14 protein-coding genes are annotated in these 12,533 nt (G+C 64.1%); 2 read left to right on the forward strand and 12 right to left on the reverse strand.

Annotation, left to right across the window (positions count from 1 at the left end; all coding sequences use genetic code 11):
* Positions 1 to 21: 21 nt before the first annotated feature.
* The 4 genes from AC0L27_RS13375 to rpe all read right to left on the reverse strand — a co-directional run bounded on the left by AC0L27_RS13375 (position 22) and on the right by rpe (position 1,407).
* Positions 22 to 213 carry a hypothetical protein gene (locus AC0L27_RS13375; protein WP_007602380.1) on the reverse strand — a complete coding sequence of 64 codons (192 nt, stop codon included), beginning with the start codon at positions 211 to 213 and terminating at the stop codon, positions 22 to 24.
* Positions 214 to 235: 22 nt separating this feature from the next.
* Entirely contained in the window at positions 236 to 412 is a 177-nt protein-coding gene (locus tag AC0L27_RS13380) for a hypothetical protein (protein WP_354208520.1), read from the reverse strand.
* A 4-nt stretch (positions 413 to 416) separates the two neighbouring features.
* Entirely contained in the window at positions 417 to 557 is a 141-nt protein-coding gene (locus tag AC0L27_RS13385) for a hypothetical protein (protein WP_007602382.1), read from the reverse strand.
* 148 nt (positions 558 to 705) lie between these two features.
* Positions 706 to 1,407, reverse strand: a complete 702-nt coding sequence (rpe, locus tag AC0L27_RS13390) for a ribulose-phosphate 3-epimerase (RefSeq protein ID WP_354128092.1) — start codon at positions 1,405 to 1,407, stop codon at positions 706 to 708.
* A 251-nt stretch (positions 1,408 to 1,658) separates the two neighbouring features.
* Here rpe and AC0L27_RS13395 point away from each other — a divergent pair, with 251 nt between their 5' ends.
* Positions 1,659 to 2,453, forward strand: a complete 795-nt coding sequence (locus tag AC0L27_RS13395; RefSeq protein WP_354208521.1) for an EF-hand domain-containing protein — start codon at positions 1,659 to 1,661, stop codon at positions 2,451 to 2,453.
* 12 nt (positions 2,454 to 2,465) lie between these two features.
* On the opposite strand, the gene AC0L27_RS13400 is transcribed toward AC0L27_RS13395, so the two are convergent.
* Genes AC0L27_RS13400 through AC0L27_RS13410 form a run of 3 tightly spaced genes read right to left on the reverse strand, consistent with a single transcriptional unit; the run spans position 2,466 to position 6,593 of the window.
* Positions 2,466 to 2,678 carry a KTSC domain-containing protein gene (locus AC0L27_RS13400; protein WP_354208522.1) on the reverse strand — a complete coding sequence of 71 codons (213 nt, stop codon included), beginning with the start codon at positions 2,676 to 2,678 and terminating at the stop codon, positions 2,466 to 2,468.
* Positions 2,679 to 2,728: 50 nt separating this feature from the next.
* Positions 2,729 to 3,724 (reverse strand): P1 family peptidase, encoded by a 996-nt coding sequence (locus tag AC0L27_RS13405; RefSeq protein ID WP_354208523.1) that lies wholly within the window; start codon positions 3,722 to 3,724, stop codon positions 2,729 to 2,731.
* A gap of 58 nt (positions 3,725 to 3,782) precedes the next feature.
* Complete coding sequence (locus AC0L27_RS13410) at positions 3,783 to 6,593, reverse strand: PAS domain S-box protein (RefSeq protein ID WP_354208524.1); 2,811 nt, start codon at positions 6,591 to 6,593, stop codon at positions 3,783 to 3,785.
* A 240-nt stretch (positions 6,594 to 6,833) separates the two neighbouring features.
* Here AC0L27_RS13410 and AC0L27_RS13415 point away from each other — a divergent pair, with 240 nt between their 5' ends.
* Positions 6,834 to 7,220 (forward strand): response regulator, encoded by a 387-nt coding sequence (locus AC0L27_RS13415; RefSeq protein ID WP_354208525.1) that lies wholly within the window; start codon positions 6,834 to 6,836, stop codon positions 7,218 to 7,220.
* Positions 7,221 to 7,304: 84 nt separating this feature from the next.
* Here AC0L27_RS13415 and AC0L27_RS13420 read toward each other — a convergent pair whose 3' ends face one another.
* The 5 genes from AC0L27_RS13420 to AC0L27_RS13440 form a co-directional block, all read right to left on the reverse strand.
* Positions 7,305 to 8,423 carry a branched-chain amino acid ABC transporter substrate-binding protein gene (locus AC0L27_RS13420; RefSeq protein ID WP_275170111.1) on the reverse strand — a complete coding sequence of 373 codons (1,119 nt, stop codon included), beginning with the start codon at positions 8,421 to 8,423 and terminating at the stop codon, positions 7,305 to 7,307.
* A gap of 159 nt (positions 8,424 to 8,582) precedes the next feature.
* A complete protein-coding gene (locus AC0L27_RS13425) occupies positions 8,583 to 9,323 on the reverse strand; it encodes an ABC transporter ATP-binding protein (RefSeq protein WP_354208526.1) in 741 nt (246 codons plus the stop codon).
* The gene (locus tag AC0L27_RS13430) at positions 9,320 to 10,153 is read right to left on the reverse strand and encodes an ABC transporter ATP-binding protein (RefSeq protein WP_275170113.1); all 834 of its coding nucleotides are present in this window, start codon (positions 10,151 to 10,153) and stop codon (positions 9,320 to 9,322) included. The genes AC0L27_RS13425 and AC0L27_RS13430 overlap by 4 nt, the downstream gene beginning before the upstream one ends.
* Positions 10,150 to 11,469 carry a high-affinity branched-chain amino acid ABC transporter permease LivM gene (livM, locus tag AC0L27_RS13435; protein WP_354208527.1) on the reverse strand — a complete coding sequence of 440 codons (1,320 nt, stop codon included), beginning with the start codon at positions 11,467 to 11,469 and terminating at the stop codon, positions 10,150 to 10,152. Before livM ends, AC0L27_RS13430 begins: the two co-directional genes overlap by 4 nt.
* Before the next feature lie 9 nt (positions 11,470 to 11,478).
* Positions 11,479 to 12,396: an ABC transporter permease subunit gene (locus AC0L27_RS13440; RefSeq protein WP_354208528.1), complete on the reverse strand. Its 918-nt coding sequence runs from the start codon at positions 12,394 to 12,396 to the stop codon at positions 11,479 to 11,481.
* Between the last annotated feature and the right edge of the window lie 137 nt (positions 12,397 to 12,533).

Genomic DNA, 12,533 nt, shown 5'->3' on the forward strand with positions numbered 1-12,533 from the left:
GCGCTCCAAATCCTGGAAGGTTCAGGCCGCGTGAGCGGTATGGACGGAACGTTTGCGACGGATCGGCCAGGAGAATTGCGGGCCGGGCTCGCCGTGATCCGCGCTGCCGCCGAAGAACTGGATGATCTCGCGGCAGGGCTCGCAATTGAACAGGTTGCGCGACGCGGATGCCTTGGTCATTTCCTTCAGGCAGTTCGGGCAATGCGGCTTCATGAGCTTGGTCCAGAAAAAGAATTCAATGCCGGCGCGGTGACCGGAGCGGGTGATCCGGGTCCGTCTCGGGCCCGGTGTCGTCGCGCATCTCGCCTTCGGTGCGTTCGAGCCGACCGAAGAAAAAATCGAGGTCAGGATGCGGGCGCCGCGGGATGCGGCACCGGCGCTTCGGCTGACGTTTCACGAGCGCGATCTGCATGGGGTCAGGCCCGATACCAGTCGCGACGGGCGATGCGGGTCGAGCGAGCCGAGACCTTCACCGGTCCGGCCGATGGACCAAACACAACAAACGCACAAAAACCAAGCCACAACGCCACGCCAGTCCAAACCAGGGTCGTCGTCATGATGTGCTCCCGCGAAACAGGCAAGAATCACTAGCGGTGATTTGCGCGAATCAGGGAAGCCCGGAGGAGTACGGATTAAGGTTGCAAATTTAGGCATTGCGCGCCGCAACACCCGTAGAAGCCCACGTCTGCGGAGCTGTGCGGGCCCTCAGATCGCCTCGCCGCGTGCACCCGCGGCAGCGTTGCGGATCGCGGCGATGTTGGTCTTGTAGGCGTCCTGCGTGCCGCCCCTGAACACGGACGTGCCGGCGACGAAGGCATTGGCCCCGGCCGCAGCCAGCGGACCTGCGACGTCGGCGCCGACGCCGCCATCGACCTCGATGTCGATCGGGCGGCCCGCTGTCATTGCGCGGATGTCGCGGATCTTGCCGATCGCGGAGGGGATGAAGGCCTGGCCGCCGAAGCCGGGATTGACCGACATCACCAGCACGAGGTCGACCAGGTCCAGGACGTATTCGAGCGCGCTGATCGGCGTGCCCGGATTGAGCGAAACGCCGGCCTTCTTGCCAAGCGCGCGGATCGCCTGGAGCGAGCGGTGCAGATGGGGACCGGCCTCGGCATGCACGGTGATGTGGTCGCAGCCGGCTTTCGCGAAGGCCTCCAGATAGGGGTCGCAGGGCGAGATCATCAGATGCGCGTCGAAGATCTTCTTGGTGTGCGGGCGCATCGCCTTGATGACGTCGGGGCCATACGAGATGTTGGGAACGAAGTGCCCGTCCATGACGTCGAGATGGATCCAGTCGGCTCCCGCGGCGTCCACGGCGCGCACCTCCTCGCCGAGCCTGGAGAAATCCGAGGCCAGGATCGAGGGCGCGATTGCTAGGGGGCGGGGAGCGAAGGCTTGGGTCATGGTGGTTTCCCGTGGCGGCCGTGAAAGATGGACTCGCCTAACATGGGCCTCTCAGCCGGGCAATGCAGGGGCGGCGTGCTTCCTGTGGGCGGAAATTTCTGCCGCGACCGGCACGAATTGCCGGTGTTCCCGGGCCGTGCAAAGCGCGGTGAAAGCGGATTTCATTGAGCTTTTTGCGCTGGCACGGCGCTTGCTGACTTCACCTGAACAGAACATTGGCCGCGGCATGCCGCATCGGTTGGAGTTGTGCAATGTTGTTCGCTCTTGGGGCCGTATCGAGCGCGCTCGACGCGATCCAGTCGCTGACGAATTCGAAATCGTCCTCGTCGACGCAGAAGACGGGGTCCTCGCAAAAGCCGGCGACCAATCCGTTCGCGATCGACAGCGGCAGCAACAGCACGACCGGCGCGACCTCGCCGGTCAATGCGGGCAGAACCCCGCAGATCTCGCCGGAGACGATGAACGCGCTGTTCGCCGCGCAGAGCCAATCCTCGGAGAGTACGAGCAGCACAGCCAGCTCGACCTCGTCGAGCTCGACGTCCTCGTCCTCGACGCGCCGCGACGCCGCCTTGAAGGATCTGTTCTCGCAGATCGATGGGGACGGCGACGGCAAGATCACCAAGTCGGAATTCGAGAATGCGCTCGGCGCCGGCGGCACCAACCTCGCGCAGGCCGACGACGTTTTCTCGAAGCTGGATTCGAATACCGACGGCAGCGTCAGCCTCGATGAGATGTCGAAGGCACTGAAGAGCGGTCATCGCGGCCACCATCACGCGCAAGGTGCGGGCGATGCGTCCGGCAGCGGTTCGGATTCCTCCTCGCGATCCACCGGCGGCTCCACCTCGACCTCGACGACGGGCGCCGACGGCTCGACCACCACCACCGTCACCTACGCCGACGGCTTCAAGATGTCGACGACGGTCCCGGGCGCCTCCAGCTCGCGTAATTCAGCCTACGATCTGTTCGCACAGTTGATGCAGCGGCAAGGCGGGCAGGGACAAGGCGCCTCAGCGACTGTCGGTTCATCGATGTCGATGAGCGTGTAGCCCCGCTCACGGCTAACCGGCATATTCGTGAGTGATGTCACGAAAGACATACCGATCACGGATTTCGTGGTTGAAGAACGTACCCTTTGAGCGCGCATTCCTGAACGCCGCGGCGACCTCGGGCGGAACGTCCTCGTAGACATAGAGGCGTCCGCTGACGAAAGTCACCTTCAGTTCGCGCGTGTCGGGTGCATAGCGGAAAAAGCGGATCACGGAAGACGGCATGGCGGTGCACCTTGGCCCGTCAGGGTAACGCTGTGCCCGCCGTTTCGTTTCTAGCCAAACCGATCCTTCCACGCCGGCATCGCGCCGGCAAACGGCAGGGCCGTCGCATTGTAGACGCCGCGAGCGATCGCGCGTGCGACCACATTGGCTGCGACCGTGCCGAGTTCGGTAAGCCCGACCAGCGGTTCGATCGGCTTTTCGCCCGTTGCGGCGGCGAACAGCACGTCGCCGTCGGTCGGGGCATGCACCGGATAGATCGCACGGGCAAACCCGGTATGCGCGATCATCGCAAGCCGCTTGGCCTGTGCCTTGGTCAGCGTGGCATCGGTGACGACGAGGCCGATCGTGGTGTTCTCACGCGCGCTCGCTGCGGGGCCGCCCTTGATGCGCATCGCCAGCATGTCCGGCGTGAACGCGGACGGCAGACCGCGCCCGCCGAACTCGCCGTTCTCCTCGAATGGCGCGGCCCAGAACCAAGGCCCTTCGCCAACGGTCGTGCTGCCGACCGCGTTGACGACCATGATCGCTGCGACCTTGACGCCGTTGGCCAGGACCGCGGAGGCCGAGCCCAGTCCACCCTTGAAGGTCGCGGTGGTGGCACCAAGGCCGGCGCCGACGCTGCCCAGCGCGAAATCGTCGCTGGCGGCCAATGCTGCGGCGTAGCCGAGATCGCGATAGGGCGCGAAGCGTCCCCAGGCCTTGTCGCCACCGTTGAGCAGGTCGAAAACGATCGCGCCCGGCACGATCGGAATCACAGCCTCGCGAATCCGCAAGCCGCGGCCTTGTTCGGCGAGCCAGGCCTGGATGCCGCCGCCGGCGTCGATTCCAAAGGCGGAGCCGCCGGACAGCGCAATGGCGTCAACGCGATCGACGGTGCTGGCGAGGTCGAGCAACGCATCTTCGCGCGTACCGGGTCCGCCGCCGCGAACATCGATGGCCGCAACCGCGGGGGCGTCGAAGATGATCGCGGTCGTGCCAGTGGCGATTTTCGCATCTTCGGCGTGGCCGACGCGGACGCCGGCGATATCGGTGAGAAGGTTTTTCAAGGCGGCTCCGCGGGCTGAAAGGCGTTCGCTTCAGCGATATCGTAGGGATGCCGCACGCTCAACCCGCGAGCGCGGTCCTCAGCATCTTGGCGAGCTCGGACTTGCGGTAGGGCTTTGCCAGCAGCAGCACGCCGGAATCCAGCCGCCCGTGATGGACGATGGCGTTCTCGGTGTAGCCCGAAGTGAACAGCGTCTTCAAATCGGGGCGGCGGCGAGCCGCCTCATCGGCGAGCTGGCGGCCGTTCATGTTACCCGGCATGATGACGTCCGTGAACAGCAGGTCGATGTCCTTGTCGGCGTCGATGATGACGAGGGCCTCGGCCGCGTTGCCGGCTTCGAGTGCGGCATAGCCGAGGCTCTTGATCTGGGTCACGACATATTGGCGCACCAGCGCGTCGTCCTCGACGATCAGGATCTTCTCGTCGCCGCCGGTGACGGGCGCGTTCTGGAGCGCCTCGAATTCGGTCTCCTGCACGCCGCTCGAGCGCGGCAGGTAGATCTTCACGCTCGTGCCGTGGCCTTCCTCGCTGTAGATCTTGATGTGTCCGCCGGACTGCTTGACGAAGCCGAACACCATGCTGAGCCCGAGGCCGGTGCCCTTGCCGACCTCCTTGGTGGTGAAGAAGGGATCGAACACCCGGTCGATCAACTCCGGCGGGATTCCGGAGCCGGTGTCGCTGACGGCGATCATGACGTAATTGCCGGCCATCACGTCGGGATTCATGCTGGCATAGCCGTCGTCGAGGAAGATGTTGCGGGTTTCCAGCACCAGCGTGCCACCGTCGGGCATCGCATCGCGCGCGTTCAGCGCGAGATTGAGGATCGCGGTGGAAAGCTGGCCCGGGTCAATCAGTGCCGGCCACGCATCCTCGGTGAGTTGCGGCATGATGGTGATCTGCTCGCCGAGCGTGGGATGCAGGAGCTTTGCGGCCTCGAGCGTCAATGCGTTGACGTCGATTTCGCGCGGCTGGAGCGGCTGCTTGCGGGCGAAGGCGAGCAGATGCTTGGTCAGTTGCGCGCCGCGCTCGGCGGCGTCGTCGATCAGCTTGGTGATGGCGGCGAGCTCGGGACGGTCAGCGACGGCGTCCGCCAAAATGCCGATCGTGCCGGTGATGACGGTCAGCACATTGTTGAAGTCGTGCGCGACGCCGCCGGTCAATTGACCGATGGAATCCATCTTCTGGACGTGCCTGAACTGCGCCTCGGCGGCCTGCTTCTCGGTGAGGTCGCGGCCGATGAAGAAATGGCGCTTGACCGGCTCGGACCAGGTGCCCATCCAGTTCAGCGTGACCTCGTGACCGTCGTAGTGGTAGTAGCGCGCCTCGAAGCTGCGCTTGACCGCGCCGCGCCGCGCCGCGCGCATCTCGTCGCGCGTCTTCTGGAGGTCATCGGGATGAATGAACTCGGTCGCGCTGTGTCCGATCATGTCCTCCGGACTCAGGCCGAGAATGGTCTTCACGCTCGGGCTGACCTGGATGAAATTGCCAAAACCGTCGGTAACCAGGATCAGGTCCTGCGAGGTCTCAAAGATCCGCTGCCGCTCCTCGACCTCGCGGCGCAGTTTTTCCCGTGCCTGCTTCTCTTCCGTGATGTCGTGGGCGATCTTGGAAGCGCCGATGATCTGTCCGTTGGCTGATTTGAGCGGAGAAACATTCAGGACGACGTCGACCCGCCGGCCGTCCTTCCGGATCCGGACCGTCTCGTGCTGAGCGATCGTTTCGTTGCCGCCGACCCGGTTCAGGATGCCCCTGACCTCGGCCTTGCGATCCTCAGGCACGATGATGTCGATCGGTTGGCCGACGGCCTCCCCGGCGGCATAGCCGAACAGCTGTTCGGCGGCCTTGTTCCAGCCCGTGATGACACCGTCGAGCGTCTTCGTGATGATGGCATCATTGGCGGATTCGACGACGGCGCCGTACAGGGCAAGGCGCTTGCCATAATAGTCGCGATCCAATGCCGACTGCTGCCGCAGCCTGCCGACGAGACCCAGCGTATGCGCCTGAAGGCGGACATTTTCGATCAAAAGCACCGCGAGCACGAAGGTCGCCGCGCAGAGGCCGTAGAGGCGGCCAGCGTAGAAGCCGAGATCGAAGCGCGCGACGTTGACGATCGCCGACAGCGCGATGTCGAACAGCCATGCGCACATCACCACCATGAGCCAGACATCGATGACCGAATGCGGACGGCGGAACCACAGCGAGACCAGCGCTGCGAAGCTCAAGGACCAGACAAAGGACACCACGCCGATCATGATCTGCGTGTAACGGCCATCGCGCAGCAGGACCGGAAGCAGCCCGTGCTGGGCAGTGACGATCCAGGTCAAGACGATCATGACCGCGACGACGCCGACCACGCTGGCGCAGATCGCCTTGCTTGTCGAGCCCGCGATCCGGGCGCCGCCGTCGGCCTCCTTGAGCCAGGCATAGGCCAGCACGCAGAGCGGGAAGCCGCCGTGCCAGATCATGTAGAGCCAGACCGTGGTCTGCTGGTTTGCCCCCAGCAGCCCGGTCTGCGAAAAAAGTCCGGGGAAGGTGAGGGCATGGACCACGGCCGCGGCGGCGGTGAACAGATAGCCCGTCGCGAGCACGAGCAGCGCGCGGGTCCTGAGCACCGCAAACTGCGACAACAGCAGGACCGCGGTGACGATGTCCGCGACGACGAGGGCGGATTGATAGCTCGCGACGAAGGCTGGCACAGGCAGCAGCGGGATACCTGCAAAGGGCACGGCCACTGCGAACAGGATCGAGGAGACGCCGACGATCGCCAATGCTGCGCTGCGGTCTTTCGGGGTGGCCGGCAACGTCGAAAGGAATGTGTTCCGATCGGTTGTCGCGGACACGTGCAGCTCTCGCAGATCGGTCTTGAGCATTTTTGCCAATCTCATTTGGCCCAATCTATTTCCGCCCATGGTAGCGGGTTCTGGGCACGCATCATGACAAAACCCACTGCGACTCAACCGAAGGTTACAGCTTACTTAATTTTATGGGGAACGCGCACGGGGGATTGGGTAAGATGCGCTTTACTGGACGGTGCCATAATGCTCTCCCGCCGCTACGGGTTCCAGGTTTGAATCAGGCATTTTGATTTCAGGATCCGGGAGTTGTTCCCTATGCCCCGCGTTCTCATCATCGACGACCAGAAGGACGTCCGTGCGATGGTCGCGATCGTGCTGCGCGTCAACCGTTATGACGTCGTTGAGGCCGATAGCGGCGCAGCCGGGGTGAAAGCCTTCACCGAGGCCTGCTTCGACGCGGCAATCGTGGACATTTTCCTCGGCGATACCAACGGCGTCGAGGTCATCGCAACCCTGCGCGAGCTTGCACCGAGCCTCCCGGTCGTTGCCGTGTCGGGGATGACGGCGCTGGATTTCATGGAACAATCACCCCACCTCGCCAACGTGGTCTGCCTGCAAAAGCCGTTTCGGCCGAACGATCTTCTTCAAGCACTACGGAAGGCCCAAGCCGCGGCTGACAGCGCGCTGCCTGCAGCCGTCTGACCCTGCCGCAGGAAGAAACGCCCCGGGGCAAGCCGGGGCGCGATGATGATTGGACGAGGCCTTCAGGCCCCCCGGCACGCGTGCTTAGGTGCCGTTGCCGCTGATCGCGGCGTAGCCGCCCTTGGCGTCCCATTTGTAGACGACGTAGTCGAGCTGCTTGATGTCGCCCTTGGCGTCATACTCGATTGGCCCGATCACGGTGTCCCACTTGCCGGCCTTGATGGCCGCCATGACCTTCTTGGCGTCGGTGGTCCCGGCCTTCTTGGCCGCCTGCGACCAGACCTGCATCGCCGCGTAGGTGTAGAGCGTGTAGCCTTCAGGGTCGATGTTCTTGGCCTTGAAGGCCTCGACGATCTTCTTCGCGGTCGGCTTGTTGCGCGGATCGGGGCCGAAGGTGAACAGCGTACCTTCGCCGGCCGGGCCGGTGATGGAGGCATATTCCTTGTCGGCGAGGGCGTCGCCGGCCATCAGCACGGTCTTGAGGCCCTGGTCGCGCATCTGGCGCAGGATCAGGCCGCTCTCCTGATGGTAGCCTCCGACATAAACGAGATCGATGTTGTCGCGCTTCAGCCGCGAGACGATCGCGTTGAAGTCCTTGTCGCCCTTGTTGTAGGACTCGTACATCTTCTCGGTGACGCCAGCCTTGTTGAGCGCCTTCTTGGTCTCGTCCGCAAGACCCTTGCCGTAGGTGGTCTTGTCGTTGAGGATGGCGATATTCTTGCCCTTGTAGTTCTTCGCGATGTACTGGGCGGCGACCAGGCCCTGCTGGTCGTCGCGGCCGCAGACACGCGCTACGTTCCACAATCCGCTATCGGTGAACTTCGGATTGGTGGAGGCGGGAGTAATCTGGAGCACGTTGCCGTCAGCATAGGCTTCCGACGCGGGGATCGACGACGACGAGCAATAATGCCCGGCCACGAACGGGATTTTCGCGCCGGCGATCTTCTCGGCGATCGAGCGCGCCTGCTTCGGATCGCAGGCGTCGTCTTCGACGGACAGCGCGAGCTTCTTGCCATTGAGGCCGCCGGCGGCGTTGATGTCGGCGACGGCCATCTCGGCGCCGTTCTTCATCTGGCGGCCGAAGGCGGACTCGCCGCCGGTCATCGGACCTGCGACTGCGACGGTGACATCCTGCGCGAATGTCGCGCTCGACAGCGCGATCGATGCGCCGAATGCCAGACCGATGAGCTTCAGTGATTTCATGAGATACCTCGAGGGTGGTCGCCTGTGGAAGTTACCGGGCATGCCCGGTTCAAACCGGCGCCATTCTTGAATGAATTTGAGGAGAAGTCACCGGCAAAATACGGGCATTGGCAGAGATATCTCGCCTCATTCGGCCGCACGGGTTCGCTTTCGGGCGCCTCAACCGTGCCGGCCGCCTTCCAGGTAGGCGGCGCGAATCTCGGGGCGCTGCAACAACTCGGCACCGGTCCCGGCCAACGTGATCAGGCCATTGACCATGACATAACCACGATGGGCGAGTTTGAGCGCATGGTTGGCGTTCTGCTCGACGATCAGCACGGTCAGGCCGTCCTGCCGGTTCAGAGTGCGGATCGCATCGAAAATCTGGCGCGCGATCAGCGGCGCCAGACCGAGCGAGGGTTCGTCGAGCAGGAGCAGCCGAGGACGGCTCATCAAGGCGCGGCCGATGGCCAGCATCTGCTGCTCGCCGCCGGACAGGGTTCCGCCGCGCTGGGCGTAGCGTTCCTTCAGCCGCGGAAACAGCGCGAACACGCGTTCTAGCGTCGCCTCGCGTTCGGCGTCGGTGCATTCGGTGGCGTCCGCGCCCATCTGGAGATTTTCCGCCACGCTCATGCGCGGGAAGATGCGGCGGCCCTCCGGCGATTGCGCGATGCGCAAATGCGCGATCTCGTGGGTGGGCACTTCGGTGATGTCGCGGCCTTCGTACAGGATCTGGCCGGCGCGGGCGCGCGGCTTGCCGAAGATCGTCATCATCAGCGTCGACTTGCCGGCACCGTTGGCACCGATCAGCGCCACGATCTCGCCGGCAGTGATCTCGAGGTCGACGCCTTTCAGCGCTTCGATCTTGCCGTAGGCGGCGCGAAGGCCGCGGATCGCGAGCAGGGCAGTGGGCGACGTCACGACCCGCTCTCCATCACGGCCGCCGCCTCTTCCTCATCTGTGCCGAGATAGGCGGCGATCACCTTTGGATCGTCGCGAACCTCGCGCGGGGAGCCTTCAGAGATCTTCACCCCGTGGTCCATCACCACGATATGGTCGGAGATCTCCATCACGACAGACATGTCGTGCTCGATCAGCAGGATCGAGGTGCCGAGCTCGTTGCGGATCGACAGCAGCAACTCGCTCAGGGCGGCACTCTCGCGCGCATTGAGGCCGGCGGCGGGCTCGTCCAGGCACAAGAGCGCGGGCTCGGTGCACATCGCGCGTGCGATCTCGAGCCGTCGCTGGTCGCCATAGGCAAAATTACCGGCGGCATCGTCGGCGCGATCGAGCAAATTGACCCGCTTGAGCCAGTCGGTGGCGAGATCGATCGCGCGCTTCTCGGCGTCGCGGTAGACGGGCGCGCCAACGAGCCCGAGCAAGGTAAAGCCGGAGGCGCGCATCAGCGCGTTGTGCTGCGCCACCATCAGGTTTTCCAGCGCGGTCATGCCGGGAAACAGGCGGATGTTCTGGAAGGTGCGGGCGACCTTGGCCTGCTTGGCGATGCGGAAATCGTTCAGCCGCTCCAGCGCGATCACCTTGCCATCGTCATGGCTGAGGCGGATGGCGCCGCCGCTCGGCTTGTAGAATCCGGTGATGCAGTTGAACACCGTCGTCTTACCGGCGCCGTTGGGTCCGATCAGCGCGGTGATCTTCTTCCGCTCGGCAGCAAACGACAGGTCCTGCACCGCGACGATGCCGCCGAAGCGCATGGTGAGCCGGTCGACCTCGAGAATCTGGTCGCGGCTCATCCGTGCCCCTCCTTGACGAGTTCGGATGAGATCGCGTGTGCCTTGGTCAGATACACGGTCGGCGCGCGATGGCCGATCAGGCCGCGCGGCCGCCAGATCATGATCAGCACCATGGCCATGCCGAACACCAGCATGCGATAGCTCTCGAGGCTCCGGAATAGCTCGAAACCGCCGATCATGGCGAGCGCTGCGAGCGCGACACCAAGCTGCGAGCCCATGCCGCCGAGTACGACGATGGCGAGTACCAGTGCCGATTCCTGGAAGGTGAAGGATTCCGGGCTGATGAAGCCCTGGCGTGTCGCGAAGAACGCGCCGGCAAAGCCGCCGAACATCGCACCGGTCGCGAATGCCGTGAGCTTGGTCGTCGTGGTGTTGATGCCGAGCGCGCGGCAGGCGACCTCGTCCTCGCGCAGGGCTTCCCAGGCGCGGCCGATCGGCAGGCGGCGCAACCGGATCGTCACCCAGTTGGTGAGCAGCGCGAGCGCCAGGATCAGGTAGAACAGGAAGACGATGCGGTGGGTCGGCGAATATTCGATACCGAGCCTGGCGGCGAGCCCGTTGTCGCTGTTGTCGAGCGGGATGCCGAAGAAGGAGGGGCGGGGAATGCTGGAGACGCCGTTGGGACCGCCGGTCAGATCCTGCCAATTGATGATGACGAGGCGGATGATCTCGCCGAAGGCGAGCGTCACGATGGCGAGGTAATCGCCGCGCAGGCGCAGCACGGGAAAGCCGAGCAGCACGCCCCAGAATGCGGCGAGGACGCCCGCTAGCGGCAGGCAGATCCAGAACGACCAACCGAAATTGGTCGCGAGCAGCGCGTAAGAATAGGCGCCGACTGCATAGAAGGCGACGTAGCCGAGATCGAGCAGGCCGGCGAGGCCAACCACGACGTTCAGCCCCCAGCCCAGCATCACATAGGTGAGCACGAGGATGGCGAGATCGAGGATGTAGCGCTGGTCATAGAAGATCACGGGCACCAGCAGCGTGAAGATCAGGAGCGCCGGTGCGAGGTAGCGGCCGAGGAACGACATTCCGCTCTGCACCGCCGGCGGCACCAGCTTCTCGGCGCCGGTCGGACCGATCCATTGCTTGAGCAGCTCGAGCACGATCGAGCCGCCGAATACCGCGGCGACGAGGGAGGCGACCTCGCCGAAGCGCGTCCAATAGGTGAGCTGGCCGTCTGAACCGGCTTCGGTGCGGACGCCGACCATCAGCGAGAACAGCACCAGCGCGATCAGCGCGTTGAAGCCGGCGGTCTTCAGGAGAGCGGGGATGCCCGATGCAGCTTTGGCCGTATTGATCGAGGGTGTGTTCACGCGCGACCGTCAGACTTTTTCGACTTCGGGACGGCCGAGCAGGCCGGTCGGCATGAAGATCAGCACGACGATCAGGATCGAGAACGCGGCGACGTCCTTGTATTCGACCGAGAAATAGGCCGACCAGAACGTCTCGATCAGACCGATGGCGAGCCCCCCGAGCATGGCGCCGGGCAGCGAGCCGATGCCGCCGAGTACGGCCGCAGTGAACGCCTTGATGCCGGCGACGAAGCCCATGAAGAAATCGACCAGGCCGTAATAGAGCAGGTACATCAGGCCGGCCACTGCGGCGAGCGCAGCGCCGATCACGAAGGTCATGGAGATGGTGCGGTCGACGTTGACGCCGAGCAGCGCCGCCATGGTCTGGTCCTGCTCGCAGGCGCGCATGTCGCGCCCGAGCCGGGTGCGCGACACCAGCCAGGTGAAGATCGCCAGCAACACGATGGTGGTGATGACCACCACGATCTGGATGTTGGAGAGCTGGATGACGAAGCCATCGGCGCTCTCGTGCAGCGTATAGCCGCCGGTGATCACTGGCGGCACTGGCTTCACCCGCGCGCCTTGCGCCACCTGCGAATAGTTGGTCAGCACGAACGACATGCCGATCGCCGACAGCATCGGAGCGAGGCGGAAGGAGTGCCGCAGCGGACGGTAGGCAATGCGCTCGATGGTCCAGCCATACAGCGCTGTGACCGCCATCGAGACCAGGATCACGATCAAAAGGATCACCGGGACCGCAGTCAGGCCGGTCGAGACCAGGAGAAGGAAGGTGATCAGGGCGATGAAGCCGCCGATCATGAAGACATCGCCATGGGCGAAGTTGATCATGCCGACGATGCCGTAGACCATCGTGTAGCCGATCGCGATCAGCCCGTAGATCGAGCCGAGCACGAGGCCGTTGATGAACTGCTGGGCGAAATAATCCATAGGCTGCCGTACCCAAATCTGACGCGGCTCAAAGGGAACTCTTCGAGAGAGAGTGCTGGTTTCTTCTCGGGCTCCGGCAGCCCTTAAGCATTCTCGTTTTGTAACAGGAGGGAACTGGCGGCTGCAACCCGGCCCCG

The organism is Bradyrhizobium sp. Ken51 (genome assembly GCF_055807435.1).